The 18,451-nt window shown below is 60.7% G+C and carries 15 protein-coding genes and 1 tRNA gene; 13 read left to right on the top strand and 3 right to left on the bottom strand.

Translation table 11 applies throughout. From position 1 onward, the window contains the following. Positions 1-37 precede the first annotated feature (37 nt). Both AAC850_RS00215 and AAC850_RS00210 read right to left on the bottom strand, forming a co-directional pair. Positions 38-220 carry a Flp family type IVb pilin gene (locus AAC850_RS00215; RefSeq protein WP_340586191.1) on the bottom strand — a complete coding sequence of 61 codons (183 nt, stop codon included), beginning with the start codon at positions 218-220 and terminating at the stop codon, positions 38-40. Positions 221-314: 94 nt separating this feature from the next. Continuing rightward, positions 315-509 carry a Flp family type IVb pilin gene (locus AAC850_RS00210; protein ID WP_340586188.1) on the bottom strand — a complete coding sequence of 65 codons (195 nt, stop codon included), beginning with the start codon at positions 507-509 and terminating at the stop codon, positions 315-317. A 64-nt stretch (positions 510-573) separates the two neighbouring features. Between AAC850_RS00210 and AAC850_RS00205 the strand changes: the two genes are divergently transcribed. From AAC850_RS00205 to AAC850_RS00180, 6 genes are all read left to right on the top strand, one after another. Next, complete coding sequence (locus tag AAC850_RS00205) at positions 574-1,002, top strand: (deoxy)nucleoside triphosphate pyrophosphohydrolase (RefSeq protein WP_340586186.1); 429 nt, start codon at positions 574-576, stop codon at positions 1,000-1,002. Between the two features lie 46 nt (positions 1,003-1,048). Continuing rightward, positions 1,049-1,125, top strand: a tRNA-Arg gene (locus tag AAC850_RS00200). A 150-nt stretch (positions 1,126-1,275) separates the two neighbouring features. Further along, on the top strand, positions 1,276-1,761 hold the full coding sequence (locus AAC850_RS00195) for a hemerythrin domain-containing protein (protein ID WP_340586185.1): 486 nt from the start codon (positions 1,276-1,278) through the stop codon (positions 1,759-1,761). 37 nt (positions 1,762-1,798) lie between these two features. Next, positions 1,799-3,340 (top strand): phospholipase D-like domain-containing protein, encoded by a 1,542-nt coding sequence (locus AAC850_RS00190; protein ID WP_340586183.1) that lies wholly within the window; start codon positions 1,799-1,801, stop codon positions 3,338-3,340. Further along, entirely contained in the window at positions 3,333-3,941 is a 609-nt protein-coding gene (gene folE, locus AAC850_RS00185; protein WP_340586182.1) for a GTP cyclohydrolase I FolE, read from the top strand. The genes AAC850_RS00190 and folE overlap by 8 nt, the downstream gene beginning before the upstream one ends. A gap of 44 nt (positions 3,942-3,985) precedes the next feature. Beyond that, positions 3,986-5,278: a UDP-N-acetylglucosamine 1-carboxyvinyltransferase gene (locus AAC850_RS00180; RefSeq protein WP_340586180.1), complete on the top strand. Its 1,293-nt coding sequence runs from the start codon at positions 3,986-3,988 to the stop codon at positions 5,276-5,278. 74 nt (positions 5,279-5,352) lie between these two features. Here the strand turns inward: AAC850_RS00180 and AAC850_RS00175 are convergent, their stop codons facing one another. After that, complete coding sequence (locus AAC850_RS00175) at positions 5,353-5,832, bottom strand: peroxiredoxin (RefSeq protein WP_340586178.1); 480 nt, start codon at positions 5,830-5,832, stop codon at positions 5,353-5,355. A 183-nt stretch (positions 5,833-6,015) separates the two neighbouring features. Between AAC850_RS00175 and ahcY the strand changes: the two genes are divergently transcribed. The 7 genes from ahcY to addA all read left to right on the top strand — a co-directional run bounded on the left by ahcY (position 6,016) and on the right by addA (position 18,442). Next, positions 6,016-7,434, top strand: a complete 1,419-nt coding sequence (ahcY, locus tag AAC850_RS00170; protein WP_340586176.1) for an adenosylhomocysteinase — start codon at positions 6,016-6,018, stop codon at positions 7,432-7,434. A 103-nt stretch (positions 7,435-7,537) separates the two neighbouring features. Next, complete coding sequence (locus tag AAC850_RS00165; RefSeq protein ID WP_340586174.1) at positions 7,538-9,877, top strand: sensor histidine kinase; 2,340 nt, start codon at positions 7,538-7,540, stop codon at positions 9,875-9,877. Continuing rightward, the gene (gene tsaE / locus AAC850_RS00160) at positions 9,874-10,305 is read left to right on the top strand and encodes a tRNA (adenosine(37)-N6)-threonylcarbamoyltransferase complex ATPase subunit type 1 TsaE (protein WP_340586172.1); all 432 of its coding nucleotides are present in this window, start codon (positions 9,874-9,876) and stop codon (positions 10,303-10,305) included. Before AAC850_RS00165 ends, tsaE begins: the two co-directional genes overlap by 4 nt. After that, positions 10,302-11,294, top strand: coding sequence for an aminoglycoside phosphotransferase family protein (locus AAC850_RS00155; RefSeq protein WP_340586171.1), 993 nt, complete (start codon positions 10,302-10,304; stop codon positions 11,292-11,294). Before tsaE ends, AAC850_RS00155 begins: the two co-directional genes overlap by 4 nt. Further along, positions 11,291-12,007 (top strand): nucleotidyltransferase family protein, encoded by a 717-nt coding sequence (locus tag AAC850_RS00150; protein WP_340586169.1) that lies wholly within the window; start codon positions 11,291-11,293, stop codon positions 12,005-12,007. The genes AAC850_RS00155 and AAC850_RS00150 overlap by 4 nt, the downstream gene beginning before the upstream one ends. Beyond that, entirely contained in the window at positions 12,000-14,981 is a 2,982-nt protein-coding gene (locus tag AAC850_RS00145; protein ID WP_340586166.1) for a PD-(D/E)XK nuclease family protein, read from the top strand. The genes AAC850_RS00150 and AAC850_RS00145 overlap by 8 nt, the downstream gene beginning before the upstream one ends. After that, on the top strand, positions 14,978-18,442 hold the full coding sequence (gene addA / locus AAC850_RS00140; RefSeq protein ID WP_340586164.1) for a double-strand break repair helicase AddA: 3,465 nt from the start codon (positions 14,978-14,980) through the stop codon (positions 18,440-18,442). Before AAC850_RS00145 ends, addA begins: the two co-directional genes overlap by 4 nt. Positions 18,443-18,451: the final 9 nt, after the last annotated feature.

The following is an 18,451-nucleotide window of genomic DNA, read 5'->3' as shown; positions in this document are numbered from 1 at the left end:
CTGCCGCCCTTCTTTGTTTTGCCGTGAGGCGAAGGAATTAGGCGTTAGCCTTGTTCGCTTCGGTCAGCTCGGTCTTCACGTTGTTGAAGGTCGTGCTGAGTTCGTTACCGAGGCTCTGCATCGCAGTGATGGCAGCAACAGCGATAAGGGCAGCGATCAGGCCATATTCAATGGCGGTGGCGCCCTGTTCGTCACGGATCATGTTCTTGAAGAAAGTCATTTTTAGTCTCCTGGTTTAAGTCTTCGGTACCCGGCTCAAACAGGTATTTCGATTTGAGCTGTCCCCGGACTACGGGGAATTCCTTGAGAAAATCCTAAGATCGTGCGTTGGAAGTTGCTTCGACGGCCTTCGATTCGACGCCGTTCCACAGATTCGCGGTTTCAGCGGCGAGGCCCTGAATTGCCGTAATGATCGCAATCGCAATGAGTGCGACGATGAGGCCATACTCGATGGCCGTCGCGCCCTGCTCATCTTCAGCAATGTGCTTCAAGAAAATCTTCGCCGACACAGGATAGTCCCCTATTGGTAGAGCGCGGTGACATCGAAATGGCCCGTAAGGTCTTAAGAATTGATTGAAGGGCGGCTTCACAATGGAAAATATTCCGACATGGCTGCCCGTCGTGGCGCTTGCTCTTTTCGATGAAAACCAGCGCGTCCTGATGCAGCAACGCGCGGTCGATCGGCATCATGGAGGCCTCTGGGAATTTCCCGGCGGGAAGGTAGAAAACGGGGAAATTCCGCGGTTTGCGCTGGTTCGTGAGATTGCCGAGGAGCTTTCGATCGCGCTGGATGCGGACCAGCTCGTACCGCAAGCGTTTGCGGAGGAGATGGGAGACAAACAGGTCGTTCTGTTTCTTTACACCTCGAATCAGAAATGCTCCGACGTGCAGGCGCTCGATGGGCAGAACTGGGGCTGGTTCGCACCTCAAGAGGCGCAGCGACTTGATCTTGCTCCTATGGATCGAACATTGCTCAAGCAATTGCTGGAACAGTGCTCATAAGGGTTGCCAAGCTTGAAAGCCCCGCTTATGTGCCCGGCTCTCCAGCGCGCCCGTAGCTCAGCTGGATAGAGTACCTGACTACGAATCAGGTGGTCGGAGGTTCGAATCCTTCCGGGCGCGCCATTTAAAGGCCATCCTTCGGCAACGAGGGGTGGCCTTTAATGCATCTGGCTCACGTGCCATCAAAGTGGACTACGTGCTTTGGTCGATTTGCCCGCAACTGGTGGAACCGCGTTGGTGTGCATCCGTTGATTGGCCAAAGGAGACACGACCATGGCCGAAGGTATTTTTGACCGACTGAAACAGGATCACGAAAAGCATCGCAATTTGCTCGACAAGCTGGCCGAGACGAGCGGAGAGAGTGAAGAGCGGCGCGAATTGTTCGAAGAGTTCACCCTCGAGGCAAAGGGCCACGCGGCCGCTGAGGAGCAGGCGCTTTATTCGACCATGCTCAGGAAGCCGCCAACCACCGATCCCACGCGCCATTCGGTTGCAGAGCATCATGAGTTGGAAGAACTGATGAACGATCTCGCCGCAACCGACATGTCGTCATCTGCCTGGCTGACCAAGTTCAAGAAGCTCGACCACGATTACAGGCATCACATCAACGAGGAAGAGGAAGACCATTTTCCCGAGTTCGAGAAGCTCTTGACCGACGAGGATCGCGAGCACATGCGCTGCGTATTCGAAAAGCGCAAGAAGGCCGAGAAGGCTGATGCCGAAGTGAAACCTGAGAAAATGGGAGAAGGCAAGGAATAGCCTTCTCACATTTTGAACTGCCGGTCCGGAGGGGCGTTTGAAAGACATCGCAGACCGGGTCGAAGGTTTCGACGACGAATCCGTAGAGGCGGGCGTGTGGCGTTATGCTCACGCCCGCCGAGTGCGTGTGGTGGTGGACGGGGAAGATTATTTCGACCTGATCCAGCAAGCGATGCTCAAGGCGCGGCAGCGAATCCTCCTGATCGGTTGGGATTTCGATACGCGTATCCATCTGAGCCGCGGTCGTCGCTGGTGGCAGAGGGGATGGCGTCGCGAGTACCCGTCACGGCTCGGCAGCTTCATCCTCTGGCTCAACCGTAACAGGCCGCAGCTTGAAATCCGCATCCTGAAATGGAGCTACGGCGTCCTGCTGTTCCTCGGCCGCGGGTCGATGATGCTCGACCTGCTCCGCTGGTGGCGACACAGGCGCATCGACTTCAAATTCGACACCAACCATCCCGTGGGCTGCTCGCATCACCAGAAAATTGTCGTGATCGACGATGATTTTGCGGTTTGCGGCGGGATCGACCTGACCAGCCGGCGCTGGGACACGCGCGAACACAGATGCGATGACGAACGGCGCAAACAGCCGGGCGACAAGTCCTACGAGCCTTGGCACGACATCACGATGATGATGGAAGGTGAAGTCGCCGGCGCACTCGATCAATTGGGAAGGGCGCGCTGGGTCATGGCGGGAGGCAAGCCTCTGACACCTCCGCACGCCGATCCGGGAAGCGCGTGGCCGGACGGTCTGGAGCCGCATTTCGAGGATGTCGAAATCGGTATTGCGCGCACCAGGGCAGAGCACGATGGCTTGCCGAAGGTCGATGAGGTCGAGCAACTCTTCCTGCAGCAGATCGCTTCGGCAAAGAGGTTTGTCTATGCCGAGAACCAGTACCTCACCTCGCGCACGATTTGTGAAGCTATTGCCAAGCGTCTGCAAGAGGATGACCCGCCGGAATTCGTGATCGTCATGCCGAAAGCTGCCGAAGGCTGGCTTGAAGAGCAGGCGATGTCCCCCGCGCGGGCACAATTGGTACAGGCCCTGAACGAATTGGATAAGCAGGACCGCTTCAATCTCTACATTCCCTATTCCAAGGACACGCCGATCTATGTCCATGCCAAGCTGACGATCGTCGATGATCGCGTGCTGCGGATCGGTTCGGCCAACATGAACAACCGTTCGATGGGACTCGACAGCGAGTGCGATGTCTTCATCGATTGCGACAGGCCGAGAAACGCCAAGGCGCGGCCGATGATCGAAAAATTGCGCTTTTCCTTGCTGGCCGAACATCTGGGCATCGATGAGAAAAACATGCCGGGCCTGATGGAGCGCCATGGCTGCATGGCCGATCTCATCGCCGCAGGCGGGGACTCATCGCATCGCCACTTGGTGCCATTTCATCCTGAGGTGGACGAAGGCTTGCTGGCCGATCTCGCAGAGCGGCAGGCATTCGATCCGGAGGAACCCGAGGACCTGTTCGAAATCCGCGCCCCGCGCCATGGCCTTTTTCGCGCTGGCAGCCTATTGGCCAGAGCACGAAAACGCTTGAGCAGGAAAAAGCCGACAAATGAGTAGCCTTGTAGGTCCAGATGAGGACGATCCGCGCGGCAAGCCGCCCGTTCCCGAAGATGTGCAGGACGCGGTCCGCACGCTTATCCGTTGGGCGGGTGATGATCCGGAGCGCGAAGGCCTGCTGGACACGCCGCAGCGCGTCGCGCGCGCGTGGAAGGAATATTGCCTCGGATATGAAGAGGATCCGGCATACCACCTCTCGCGCGTGTTCGAGGAAGTGGGCGGCTATGACGAGATCGTCCTGCTCAAGGATATCCCTTTCCAGAGCCATTGTGAGCATCACATGGCACCGATCATCGGCAAGGCGGCGATTGCCTACCTGCCGACTGACCGCGTGGTCGGCATTTCGAAACTGGCCCGCGTGCTGCACGGTTATGCCCGGCGGTTGCAGGTGCAGGAACGGCTGACGGCGGAAGTCGCCAATTGTATTGGCGAGCACCTCAATCCTCGCGGCGTCGCAGTCGTGATCGAAGCGAGCCATGCCTGCATGACGGCTCGCGGTGTGCGCACACCCGGTGTCAGCATGGTCACCAGCGCCATGCACGGCTGCTTCCGCGAAGATTCCAAGAGCCGCGAAGAAGTGCTTAAGCTGATGGGCTACTGATCGCGCCCACGCTGGCGCGGACTATTGATATTGAAGGAAAACGAATGACGGCTTTGTATGTAAAGGGCGGGCAAAAGCTGAAGGGCAAGATCGAACCCTCGGCCAACAAGAATGCGGTGCTTCCCGTCCTGTGCGCCACGCTGCTCAGCGATGCGCCGATCATGCTTCGCAATGTACCCGAAATTACCGATGTGACACGCATCCACGCGTTCTTCAGCGATCTTGGCACCACGATAGAGTGGAACAAGGAAGCCAAGACGCTGCGGATCGATCACTCGACAATTTCCTCGTCTGCCAAGGCCAAGCTGCCGCAAGCCATGCGGGCATCGATCATGATGATCCCCGGCCTGCTCGCCCGCCTCGGTGAAGCGCGGCTGGAGCATGAGGTGAAAGGTTGCACGCTCGGCGCTCGCGAGATCGACCCGCATGTGGCCGTGTTCAAGGCCTTTGGTGCCGAAGTCGATTACGAGAAGAAGGACATCGTTTTTCGAAAACAACGACGCGGCGATGGCACGCGCATGTGGCTTGAATACGCATCGGTCACCACGACGGAAAACTTCATCATCAGCGCGCTGACCGCAAATGGCTCCAGCCAGATCGTTAACGCTGCTTGCGAGCCGCATGTGCAGGAAATGTGCACCTTCCTCGAAAAGATGGGCGCCAGGATTCGCGGCAAGGGCACTTCGATGGTGTCGATCGAAGGGTGCGAGAAGTTCCAGTCGGTCGACTACACCTTCGTGGAAGATTTTCACGAGATCGCGACGTTCCTCGCGTTGGCAGCCGTTACCGGCGGCGATATCTCGGTGCGCAACACTCAGCCTGAAGATTTCATGCTGATCGACCGCACGTTCGAGAAGTTCGGCGCTCATGTCACGCATAAGGACGGCTGGTCACGCCTCGAAGCGCCCGAGCAGCTCGTGGTGCAGCAGAATTTCACAAGCCACATCACCACCAAGGTGGAGGCCGCGCCGTGGCCCTACATCCCAGCCGATTTGCTGCCGATCTTCATCGCGCTTGGCGTGAAGGCCAGAGGGCAGGTGATGTTCTGGAACAAGGTCTATGAGGGCGGGCTGACATGGCACACCGAACTCAGCCTCTTCGGCGCGCACACCCTGCTGTGCGATCCGCACCGCCTCATCACTTTTGGCGGAGACAAACTCGTACCGGCTACAGTGACTAGCCCCTACATCATCCGCGTGGCCATCGCGATGTTGATGGTCGCGGCTTCGATCGATGGGGAGTCCACCATCCTCGATGCCGACCCGATCCGCCGCGCGCATCCAAACTTTGTCGATAATATCGACAGCTTGGGCGTGAACGTGCGGTGGGACGATTAGGCCAGGACACTATCTGCAGACCAAAAAAAGGGCGCCGCAGCGGGCGCCCTTTCTGACAGTGTTGCCGTAACAGCCTAGAGCTGGCCAAGCATCGTTTCCGCGTTCGACACGCTGAATTCGCCGGGACCTTCGACGTTGATTTCGCTCACCACGCCATCGTCGACGATCATCGAGTAGCGGTTGGAACGTGTGCCCATGCCATAGGCCGAGAAATCGGCATCGAGGCCGAGAGCCTTGGCAAAATCGCCGCTGCCATCGGCCAGCATGGTGACTTCATTAGCGTTGTTGGATTCCTTCCACGCGTTCATCACGAATGCATCGTTGACCGCGGTGCAGGCGATTTCGTCAACGCCCTTCGCCTTCAGCGCATCGGCATTCTCGACATAGCCGGGAAGGTGCTTGGCCGAACATGTCGGCGTGAATGCGCCGGGTACGGCGAACAGCGCCACTTTGCGCCCTGCGAAAAAGTCGCTGGAACTGACCTTTTCCGGGCCTTCGGCGGTTGCCTTCACCAGCTCCATTTCGGGCAGTTTGTCACCTTTTGAAATCGTCATAATCGTCCGTCCTTCAGTTGCTGGGGTCAATATGTGTCAGATGGGAAACGATACAAGACCGCTATCGTGCCCGCCTACCAGACAAGTGCGGGGTTTACGCTTCCGTCTTGCCCGCCTATGTCGCACGGCACATTGGCGTTGCATGGAGCCCCGGCGACGCTTCACCCTAATTTCTCAGGAGAAGTGCCCGTGGCTGATGCCGCTTTCACCGACTATATCATCAAGGATATCGCACTCGCCGATTATGGCCGTGCCGAAATCAATATTGCCGAAACCGAAATGCCGGGCCTGATGGCCACGCGCGAGGAGTTTGGCGATTCCAAGCCGCTGAAGGGCGCGCGGATCACCGGCTCGCTGCACATGACGATCCAGACGGCCGTGCTGATCGAAACGCTGACCGCACTAGGCGCTGAAGTTCGCTGGGCAACCTGCAACATCTTCTCGACGCAGGACCATGCTGCTGCTGCCATGGCGGCAAGAAATGTTCCGATTTTCGCAGTGAAGGGTGAGAGCCTGGCTGAATATTGGGATTATGTCGGCAATATCTTCGACTGGGAAAGCGATGGCGACGGCACGACTGCCAATTTGATTCTCGACGATGGCGGTGATGCTACCATGTTCGCCCTGTGGGGTGCGCGCGTGGAAGCGGGCGAAGAAATGCCCGAGCCCGCCAACGAAGAAGAAATCGAAATGCAGCGTGCGCTCAAGGCGTTCCTGCAGAAGAAGCCCGGCTATCTCACTCAGACCGTGAAGAACCTGAAGGGTGTATCGGAGGAAACAACCACCGGCGTTCACCGTCTTTACGCTCTCGCCAAGCAGGGCAAACTGCCGTTCCCGGCGATCAACGTGAACGACAGCGTGACGAAGTCGAAGTTCGACAATCTTTACGGCTGTCGTGAATCGCTGGTCGACGCCATCCGCCGCGCCACCGACGTGATGTTGAGCGGCAAGGTCGCTTGCGTTGCCGGCTTCGGCGACGTCGGCAAGGGCTCGGCACAGTCGCTCCGCAATGGCGGCGCGCGCGTGCTGGTCACGGAAATCGACCCGATCTGCGCCTTGCAGGCCGCGATGGACGGTTTCGAAGTCGTGACAATGGAAGAAGCCGTTGGCCGCGCCGATATCTTCGTGACCACCACGGGTAATGAAGATGTCATCACCGCGGATCACATGAAGGCGATGAAGCCGATGAGCATCGTGTGCAACATCGGTCACTTCGATTCCGAAATTCAGATCGGTGCGCTCAGCAACTACGACTGGACCGAGCTGAAACCCGGCACGGACCTCGTGAAGTTTCCCGATGGCAAGGAAATCATCGTGCTTGCCAAGGGTCGGTTGGTGAACCTCGCCTGCGCTACCGGTCACCCGAGCTTCGTGATGAGCTGTTCCTTCACCAACCAGGTGATGGCGCAGATGGAATTGTGGGACAATGCCGACAATTACGACAACGACGTCTACGTCCTGCCCAAGCACCTCGACGAGAAGGTTGCTGCGCTGCACCTCGACAAGCTGGGTGTGAAGCTGACCAAGCTGAGCCAGCAACAGGCCGATTACATCGGTGTGCCGGTGGAAGGCCCGTTCAAGCCGGAACATTATCGCTACTAAAACAGCGTTATCAGGTGAAATCGTGATACCCCTCCCTGAAAGGGGAGGGGTTATCCCTTTGCTGGGCATTGCATCGCCCGCCGCCCGCGCATAGCTGAAAGCTATGGAAATGACGCCCACCGCGCTGGCCCTGCTGGGTTTGCTGCTCGCCGCTTGGACAGCGGGCGCAGTGTGGTTTGTCGTCGGCTCTCTCAGGCGAACTCGCGCAGCGCGCAATGCGCGCAATACAGTGCGCCGCCTGTCGCGCATGATCGAGGATTCTCCTGCGATCCCGCTCCTGGTTAAAGCCGATGGCAAGATTGAAGGGCCGGACCGTCTTGCAGCATGGCTCGGCCTCGATCACTTGCCGGGCTATCTTTCCGAACTCGACCGCAACAAGGCTGGCCTCGACGAAGGCGACCTGGAGCAATTGCGCGATGCAGTGCGTCGCACGCAGAAAACCGCTGCGCCATTTCGGATGGTGGTCACTCCGCGCGGTTCCGAGAAAAGCCTCGCGCTGCGCGGCCAGCTTGCGAATGCCACCATTGCCAGCGGCGGTGCAGTTCTGGTGTGGTGGTTCGATTTCTCCGAGAGTCAGGGCGAGTTGTCGCGATTGCGAGCCGAAACCGCGCGCGCACGCAATGACTTTGCTGCGCTCGTCGGCCTGATCGAGGCAGCGCCGATGCCGATGTGGTTCCGTGGTCCGGACATGGAGCTTCGCCTCGTTAACTCAGCCTATGTCGATGCCGTAGGGGCCGAAACTGCGGCGCAAGTTGTCGAAAAGCAGGTCGAACTGGTGGAAGTCGTGGACGGCCTCAACGCCGCCCAAGTCGCGAGCCAGGCGCTCAAGAAGGATATGCCGATCGAGCGGATCGTGCAGGCGACCGTCGGCAGCCAGCGCCGGACATTGCGAGTCAGCGACCTGCCGCTGGGATCAGAAGGCGTGGGCGGATACGCCATCGATATCGAGGAACTGGAAGAGCAAACGCGAGCCTTCCGGGCATTTCGCGCGGCGCAACGTTCCATGCTCGACCAGCTTTCGGTCGGCGTGGCGCAGTTCGATGAGGATAGGCGGCTCAACTTCGCGAACCAGCCGTTCCAGCGGATTTTCAACCTGCCCAACTCGACCCGTGTCGATCCTCCGCGCTTCGAGCGGTTCCTCGATATGGCACGCGATGCCTCACGCCTGCCCGAAGTGCGCGATTTTCCCGAATGGCGCGCCGAACTGGCGGGCTGGTTCCAAGCCAATGCGCCGGTCGAGGAATCGTGGACTTTGCCCGACAGCACGCATTTGCGCATCGTTGCTCAACCCATGCCCGATGGCGGGCTTGTGATGGTAGCCGAGGATCGGTCCGAACAGCTTGCCCTGTCTGCCACGCGCGACACTCTGCTGCGCACCCGCACGGCGACCTTCGATTCGCTCTTCGAATCGCTCGGAGTATTTGCGCCCGATGGGCATATGCAGTTGTGGAATCGCAGTTTTCCGGCGATCTGGGGTCTGCCAGAGGAGTTTTTTGACGAGCACCCGCATGTCGACAAGCTCCTCGATCGCATCTCGAACCGGCTCGCTCGGCCCGGCCAGCGCAAGGCTATCGGCGAAGTCGTGCGCGCCGCTACACTCGACCGAAAGGAGCGGAGCGGGAGGGTTGTCCTGTCTGACGGGCGCACGCTGGAATTCGCAGGTGTTCCACTACCCGATGGGAACGGTTTGCTGACAGTCATGGATGTGACCGATTCGACCAAGGCAGAGGAAGCCTTGCGCGAACGCGCCACCGCGCTGGAAGAGGCCGACGCGGTAAAAACGCGCTTCTTGGCCAATATGTCCTACGAATTCCGCACACCGCTGACCTCGATCGGCGGCTTTGCCGAGCTGATGCAGTCGGGCGTGGCGGGTGAGCTGAGCGATCAGGGCAAGGATTATATCTCTGCAATTCTCGCTTCGGTTGAACGACTATCTACCCAGATCGAAAGCGTACTTGACCTGACACAAAGCGAAGCGGGCCTGCTTCCCATGGCGCGCGAGGATGTCGAGCTGTTGTCATTCACCACCCATCTGGTGCGCACGCGGGAAGAGGCAATCGAGGCCAAAAACCTGACGCTCGACCTGCGCGGTGATAAAAGCGCGGGCAACGTCAGCGCGGATCGTCGCCAATTGGGCCGCGCGATCGGCAATTTGCTCGACAATGCCATAGACGCAACTCCCGATGGCGGGCGCATCCTCGTGGCGCTTGGACGGCGTAAGTCCGGGGCGCGGATCGTCATTTCGGATAATGGTGAAGGCATGAAGCCGAGCGAACTGGCCCGCGCATTGGACGGCTATCGCCTTGAAGGCAGCGATGGCAAGGATGGCAAACGTGGCCTCGGCCTGCCGCTCGCTCGCCAGCTGATCGAAGCGCATGGCGGCCGTCTGGAAATTCAGTCCGAGAAGGGTTCCGGGACTACCGCCACGGTAATGCTTCCGTGAACCTGCCCGATCTTTCTGCAATGGAGCAGTTCGGCGCGCGTATCGCGGGGCACTTAAAAGCCGGTGATGTCATCGCACTGTCAGGCGGCCTCGGGACCGGCAAGACCACGCTCGCGCGGGCGATCCTGCGTGCCCTCGGGCACGAAGGCGAAGTGCCATCGCCAACCTTCACCATAATCGAGAGCTACGACCATTTGGACCCGCCTGTCGTGCACGCGGATTTTTACCGTCTTGAAGATCCTTCAGAGGTCGAACAGCTGGGGCTGGACGACTACCGCGATGGTGCAGTGCTGATTGCCGAGTGGCCTGATCACGCAGGCGGCTTTGCAGTTGAGCCGGGATGCCTTCAAATCACGCTGGAAATCGCGGGTAATGGTCGCAAGGCGATTGTCGAAGGGGGCAAGGACTGGCTAGAGCGATTGCCATGACTCGTGAATTGCCCGCCGGGCTGAATGACTTCCTTGGAAAAGCGGGCTGGGCTGGTGCCGAAATCGAGCCGCTGCCCGGAGATGCCAGCTTCCGCCGCTACTTCCGCATCCGTGACGACGGCCGCAAAGCCATGCTGATGGATGCGCCACCTCCGCATGAAGACCCGCGCCCGTTCATCCAGGTTGGCAAATGGCTCGACGAGCACGGGCTGCGCGCACCCAAGATATTTGCCGAAGATGCCGAGCGCGGCCTCGTCCTGATCGAGGATTTCGGCAATGATCGAATGCGCGACTGGCTGGACGATCATCCCGCTGAAGAGCGCCGCGCCTATGCCGATGCGGTTGGTGCCTTGGTGGAGTTGCACCAGCGCCCACCCGGGCCGTTCGATCCCTATTCGCTAGAAACCTATCTTCGCGAAGTCTCGCTGTTCCCGGACTGGTTTTGTCCTGCCGCAGGGCTTGAAGTGGACGGTATGGGTTTCCTGGCTGCCTGGCGCGAGGCGCTCGGCCCGCTGCTGCTGCGCCAGCAACCCGGCGTGACCGTGCTGCGCGATTACCATGCGGAGAACATCATGCTGCTCGGCCCCGCAGGGGAATATCGCGGTGAACAGGGGTTGATAGACTTTCAGGACGCGCTTGTCGGGCACCGCGGATATGACCTTGTCTCGCTGTTGCAGGATGCCCGGCGCGATGTGTCGCAGGATCTCGAAGGCGAGATGCTCGGCCTGTATCGCTCCAAAATCGACTGCGATGCCGATTTCGATGCCGATTACGCCCGACTGGGTGCGCAGCGTAATGGCAAGATTGTGGGCATTTTCGCACGGCTCTGGAAACGCGACGACAAGCCGCGTTACCTCTCCATGATACCGCGCGTGTGGGACGCGATGGAGCGCGATCTAACCCATCCGGCGCTCGAGCCGGTTGCGCGTTGGTTCGATGCCAATATCCCTGACGCAGTGCGCGCAGCCAAAGGCGGTCAGTTGGGATGAGCAATCTTGCGTCGGATACGGCAATGGTGCTCGCCGCAGGTATGGGCAAGCGGATGCGTCCGCTCACCGCCACACAGCCAAAGCCGATGGTGCGCGTGGCGGGTAAACCCTTGATAGATCACACGCTTGACCGGCTCGCCGAAGCCGGAATTGCACGTGCGGTGGTCAATATGCATTACCTCGCGGACAATCTTGAGGCACACCTGCGCGATCGCAAATCGCCAGAAATCGTGCTGTCGGATGAGCGTGAGCAATTGCTCGAAACAGGTGGCGGGCTGGTAAAGGCACAGGCGCAGCTGCCAGACCCATTCTTCTGCTTGAACTCGGACAATATCTGGCTCGACGGGCCGCGTGATTGCTTTGCCGATCTTTCGGCATTCTGGGACGCGGAGCAGATGGATGCGCTGTTGCTGGTCGTGCCGCACAAGGGCGCGCACAATTTCCGTGGGCTTGGCGATTTCAACATCGATGAGGACGGGCGCGTCAGCAGGCGTACCGAAGCGCGCCTTGCACCTTTCATTTTTACCGGCATTCAACTGGTCGCAAAACGCCTGCTGCGCGATGCACCGGACGGCCCGTTCTCGACAAACGTGCTGTGGAGCCGCGCGATAGAGGAGGGCCGTTTGTTCGGCTTACCATTCACCGGCCAGTGGTTCGAAGTCGGTACGCCGGAGGCAATCAAGCCCACCGAAGCCGCGCTGCGGCATGTCTGAATCTCCTGCGCCGCAAGTCTATTCGATCGCCGCCCATCGCGGATTTGCCGATGCGCTGGTTGCGGGATTGGTCCCCCGATATGCCGAAGAGAATTTCGGCCTCGCCCGGCTGACACTGCTGCTGCCTTCTGCCCGTGCCGCACGCACTTTGTCCGAAGCATTTATTCGCCATGCCGGCGCAACGGAAAGTCCCGGCCTGCTGATGCCGCGCATGGTCATGGTCGGCGATCTCGATCTGGATGAAGCGCTCGGGCCATTGTTCGACTCGCTCGGTGCAGGTGCGGCGATCCCACCTGCTGCCGATCCGGTCCGTCGTTGGCTTCGTCTCGCTCAATTTGTGGGAGAGGCGGGAAACGCACTGGGCAGGGACGACTTGCCCGCCAACGCACGCCTGAGGCTGGCGCGCGATATCGGCGCGGCCATGGATCGGCTCGCGGTGGAAGAAGTCGATGTGGAGGAGCTTTGGGAAGAGAGGGTGCTTCAGGCGCTCGAAGCCAATGCCGGACATTGGAAGGAAAACACCAAGCTACTCTATACCGTCAGCAAGATGTGGCAGGCCGAACTGGCTGGGCGCGGCGAACTCGATGCCGCGCAGCGTCGCAACACCTTGTTTCGAGAAGCTGACAGGCGGATGCGCGACGATCCGCCGCAAACTCCCTTCGTCGCGGCGGGTGTTACCAGCGCCGCACCAGCACTCGCCCGGCTTCTGCAAACGGTCTCCGAATTGCCGCAAGGTGCGGTCGTGCTGCCTGATCTTGATCTCTCCATGTCAGTTGATGTGTGGGACGAGCTGGGCGGTGCAGGCGATCCCGAAGCCGAGGCACCATTCGACAAGGGCGATGCTGTCACACATCCGCAGTATCACCTGAAGTTGTTGCTCAATCGCATGGGTGTGGCGCGCGACGAAGTTCAGCAATGGCACCGTGCTGGATTGGCGAAGGGCCCGCCCGAACGCACTCACGCGATCTCCAGCCTCTTCCTGCCGCCCGAGGCGAGCAAGGCCTGGGTCGACCTGCCTGCCAACAAGCGTCGCATGGCAGGCGTGACATTGGTTGAGGCTGCCAATCCGGAAGAAGAAGCGCAGGCAATCGCCCTGCTGGTGCGTGAGGCGCTCGAAGAACCGGAAAAGCGCGTGGCAGTAGTGACACCCGACCGCGGGCTAGCCGCGCGCGTGGCGCAGCATTTGCGCCGCTGGAATATAAGTGCAGACGATTCTGCGGGCCGACCCTTGCCGCAAACGGCTGCCGGGCGCGTAGTGCTGCTCCTTGCCGAAGTTGCAGCGGAGGCAGCGGCTCCGGTGCCGCTCATGGCCCTGCTCGAACACCCGCTTGCCGCCTTCGGGGAAGGGCGCGCCGACTGGCTTGGCGCTGCGCGTGCCTTCGAGCGCAAGTTGCGCGGACCGCGCAAGGAACCGGGTCTCGCGCCGCTGCGTCTGCTTGCTGCTGAAGCGAAAGTGGAAGAATGGTTCACCGGGGTCGAAGCCATCATGAGCCCTCTGTTAGAGCCGGTGGAAGAACGCGGGCTTGCAGATTGGCTGGACCTGCTTGCCGAAGCGGGTGAGGCGTTGTGCGGCGAGGCGCTCTGGTCGCGCGAAGATGGCCGCGCGCTCTCCGCCTTTATCGAGGAACTGCGCCTGCAGGCTCGCGACGTACCTGTGGCGCTCGAACCTGTAGACCTGCCTGCGGCTCTGCGCGATGCGATGGACCAGGTGGCGGTGCGCCCGCCCTATGGCGGCCATCCCCGCGTGGCGATCTACGGTTTGCTTGAAGCCCGGATGACGCGGGCTGACCTGGTGCTCTGTGGCGGATTGAACGAGGGGACATGGCCGCCAACGCCATCTGCCGATCCGCTGCTCGCCCCTGCGGTTCTGCGGGCGCTTGGCGTTCCGGGAGCGGACTTCCGCATCGGTCTTGCTGCGCACGACCTTGCCGGTGCACTCGGCGCTCCCGAAGTGGTGCTCAGCAGGGCGAGGCGCGAGGTATCCGGCCCGGCGATTGCGTCTCGTTTCCTGCTGCGCGTGCGTGCATTGCTCGGCCAGAAGATGACCGCCGAAGCCAGCGACACAGAACTTGTCGATCTGGTTCGCGCCATCGATGACGGGCGCAGTCAAAATCGGGATCGCCATCCACGTCCCGAACCGATGCCCAATTCGGCGCAGAGGCGTGAGGACATTAGCGTGACCGCGCTCGACCGCCTGCGATCCGATCCGTACGAATTTTTCGCCAGCAAGATCATGCGCTTGCCCGAACTCGACCTGCTCGATGCTGATCCCGGTCCGGCATGGCAGGGCACGTTGGCCCATGCGATTCTGGAAGACTGGCATGCAAATGGCGGTTCGTTGGAGGAGCTTGCCGACAAACACCTGAGTGAACTGTCCGCGCATCCGTTGCTACGTGCTCTCTGGCGTCCTCGTCTTTTGCGGGCGCTGGAATGGGTGGAACTGCAACTCGATAGTGAGCCCGGACGTGAACCCGTCAAATGGGAAGCCTGGGGCTCCATGCATGTCGATGGCATCCGCATTTTCGGCAAGGCCGACCGGATCGACAAACTGCCCGATGGCTCGTTCGCCGTGGTCGACTACAAGACCGGCGGACCGCCGAGCGGCAAGCAAGTCGAGAAAGGTTATGCGCTCCAACTCGGCACGATCGGGCTGATCTTGCGCGATGGCGATTTCGACACGCTTTCAGGAAATGCGACGCGTTTCGAATACTGGTCGCTTGGGCGCGACAAGGGTAGCGAGACCGGATTCGGATATGTCAAAACTCCGCTGCTTGAGGGAAGTAAGCGGAGCGGCATCCCCCCTGAAGATTTCCTCCCTCAAACCGAGCAGTTCCTGCACGAGGCGCTGGGCAGATGGATACTGGGCGATAAGCCGTTCACCGCTCGGCTCAATCCCGATGCGCCCGGATATTCGACCTACGACCAGCTGATGCGGCTTGATGAATGGCAAACCGCTGCGGGGGACGAGGCATGAGCGGTCCCGGCAAAGTCTATCCGTTGCAGGACAGCCAGCGCGATGCGGTCGTGCCCGATGACAGCGTGTGGCTTTCGGCCTCGGCAGGAACGGGCAAGACGCAGGTCCTCTCCGCCCGCGTTCTGCGGCTGCTGCTGACCGAGGGGGTTAGCCCCGAACAGATTTTGTGCCTCACCTTTACAAAGGCGGGCGCTGCGGAAATGGCGACGCGCGTCCACGAAGTGCTCGCCAACTGGGTACGGATGAAGCCAGAGGAGCTTGCCGCCGATCTCGACGCGATCGGCGCGACGGGCGATGATGCAACGATCACCCGCGCCCGCACGTTGTTCGCATCTGTACTCGATTGTCCCGGTGGCGGGCTGCGCATCGATACAATCCACGCTTTCGCCCAATGGTTGCTCTCGGCATTCCCGGAGGAAGCGGGCCTCACGCCCGGCACCCGCCCGATGGAAGATCGCGACCGCACCCTGCTCACCGACCGGGTTCTGCGCGATCTGTTGGTCGAATGGCAGCAGAACGATCATGCGGCGGTGGCGGCACTTGAAATGCTGTCGCTGCGGATGGGCCATGACGGTGCGCGAAGCTGGTTGATGCGCTGTGCCCAGGCGCGCGAAGCATGGCTCGGGAATGCCGCCTGGAAGCCGCCGATGACGGAACGTGTGAAAGCGTTGCTAGGGCTTCCCGCCGATGCCTGCGCCGGCACGCTGGCCGGTCAGTGTGATGACGCGAATGAGGGTATCGCATGGGTTCGGCAAGTCATGTGGGCTTACGACCAGTGGGGCACCAAGAGCGGCGAGAAATTTGCCAACCTTCTGGGCGAGTGGTTGCTTGGATCGTCCGAAGAACGCTTCGCGACGAGTGGCGCGATTCTGGGCGGGCTGTATAATGACGAAAACCTGCTCAAATATCACAAGAATCTTGTCAAACAGGACGACACGATAGCCGCGATTGCGGAGCAGGCGCGCCTCTGGCTGACTCAGGTTTCTGCGCAGGCAATCCTGCTGGAACTGGTCGAAATCATTACTCCCGCACTCGAAATCGGCCGCAAGTTTGCGCTCGCATGGGACGAGGCGAAGCAGCGCGAAGGCCTGGTCGATTTCGACGACCTGATCCGGCGCGCCGCCAAATTGCTCCGCAATGCCGATATGGCAGCGTGGATACGCTACAAGCTGGACCGCCGCTTCGATCACGTACTGGTGGACGAGGCGCAGGATACCAATGAGGAACAGTGGGCCATAATTGGGGCTTTGACCGATGATTTTTTCTCCGGCGAGGGCCAGAAGGGCAACCGACAACGCACTCTTTTTGTCGTGGGTGACTACAAGCAGGCGATTTTCGGCTTCCAGGGCACCAGTCCGGAAAATTTCGACACGGCACGTAGTCGCTATGCGCAGCTGATGCGCACACGGCGCGATAACGCGGCGCAATCACGGCAGAATGTTACCGTCCGCGATTTGCAGGAGTTGGGGCTGGGCCGCTCTTATCGCACGGCGCAAAGCGTGCTGGATTTCGTTGATATGGCGATAGATGCGATCACACCGGCCGCACTGGGGCTTAAGGAGTCCCCCGAACCGCACAGAGGCGATGATCGACCCGGTCTCGTCACCTTGTGGAAACCCGTCCCCGGCAAGCCCGATGATGCGGACGAGGAAGATGGCCCCGAGATCCGCGTGTCGGAGCCGGAGCGGCGCATGGCCGATGCTCTGGCAAAGCAGGTCAAACAATGGCTCGATAACGGGTTCGCTCTGGTTAAGGGTGAACCGCGCAACGCCGGGCCGGGCGATATCATGGTGCTTGTGCGCAAGCGCCGCGAACTGGCCGGGCTCATTGTCGCACGGCTGCACGCAGCGGGCGTTCCTGTTGCAGGTGTCGACCGGCTGCGCCTGGGAGCGCCATTGGCGGTCAAGGACCTGATGGCTGCGCTTCGCTTTGCCGCCCAGCCGCGAGATGACCTATCACTCGCCTGCCTTCTTGTTTCGCCCATTTTCGGGTGGTCGCAGGAGCAATTGCTCGAACACGGTTATCGCCCCGACAAGACGCGGCTCTGGGACCACCTGCGACGCAGCGATCATGCTGACGTCAGGGCGGCAACAGATTGCCTGCGCGACCTGCTCGCGCTTGCCGATTACGAGCCACCGCAGGCGCTGTTGCACTGGATCCTCGTCGGACCGTGGCGAGCACGCGCGAAACTCGTTGCGAGGCTGGGGCGCGAGGCGAACGATCCGATTGACGAATTGCTCAACGCCGCTTTGCAATTCTCCGCTGCCAATACGCCAAGTCTGCAAGGATTTATCCGCTGGTTCGACGCTGGTGATGGCGAACTGAAGCGCGAAGCCGAAGGCGCGGGCAACCAGGTGCGCGTCATGACGGTGCACGGCTCGAAGGGATTGCAGGCCCCCATCGTCATTTTAGCCGATGCGTGCGGTGACCCTGATGCCTCGCGCAATTCCAGTTTCGATCTCGCCGAGACCGTACCGGGTAATGACAAACCGCTCAAACTGCCGCTGCCGCCGCTGTCGGGTGCGGAGCGCGTCGGGCCGATTTCAGAAGCGGAGGACGCGGCGAAAAAGGCCGAGCGGCAGGAGCACTGGCGCTTGCTCTATGTCGCGATGACCCGCGCGGAAGAAGCGCTGTTTATCGGCGGCGCGCTCAAGAAAACCGAGAAGGAGCCGAAGCCCGATAGCTGGTATGCGCGGCTCGAACCGCTGTTTGGCGGTGATTGGCTGGCGGACCCGATCTGGGATGCGCGAATGGAGCAGGGCGAGCGCGCCATGGCGGTCGAAACGCGGACGCAGAGCGACTTAGCGCTGCCCATGGTACTGCCAGAGTGGTCGACGCGCCCTGTCGGCGAAGAGCCGCGTCCACCGCGCCCGCTTGCCCCCTCTGCCAGCGCAGACGAGCAGGGCAGTGATCCGCCGCTACCGGCAGAACAGGCGGCAATCGCGGCCCGGCGAGGGGTGCTGATCCATGCGCTGCTTGAACGCTTGCCCGATGTTCCGCCCGACATGCGTGCCAGCGGTGGCAAGGCCTGGCTGGAGCGTCATGGCGGTGATCTTACGTCGGAGGAACGCGAGGAGATTCTTGGCCGTGCGCTCGGCGTGCTCGATGACCCGCAATGGCGCGAATTGTTCGGTCCGGACGCACTGGCGGAGGTTCCTCTGGCTGCGACGGTGGGCGAGCAGGTGATCGCGGGAACGGCCGATCGGCTGCTAGTCACTCCCGATCGCGTGTTGGTGGCAGATTTCAAGACGGCACGGCGGCCGCCTGCAACGCTAAGCGAGGTGCCGGTATCGACGCTCGCGCAAATGGGTGCCTATGCTGCGGCGTTGGCGGTGATATTTCCGGATCGCGTTATCGAAGCGGCCGTTCTCTATACCCAAACGCCCCGACTGATAGCCATTCCGGCAGAGATTCTCGCGGCCCATAAACCGGCAGCAAAAGCGCAACTGGGGGCAAGCTAAGGAAAGCTA

Origin of the sequence: Erythrobacter alti (assembly GCF_037996805.1) — a bacterium.
Taxonomy (GTDB): Bacteria; Pseudomonadota; Alphaproteobacteria; order Sphingomonadales; family Sphingomonadaceae; genus Alteraurantiacibacter; species Alteraurantiacibacter alti.
The sequence above is the reverse complement of the archived record's forward strand: the minus strand, read 5'-3'. Positions and strand labels throughout refer to the sequence as shown.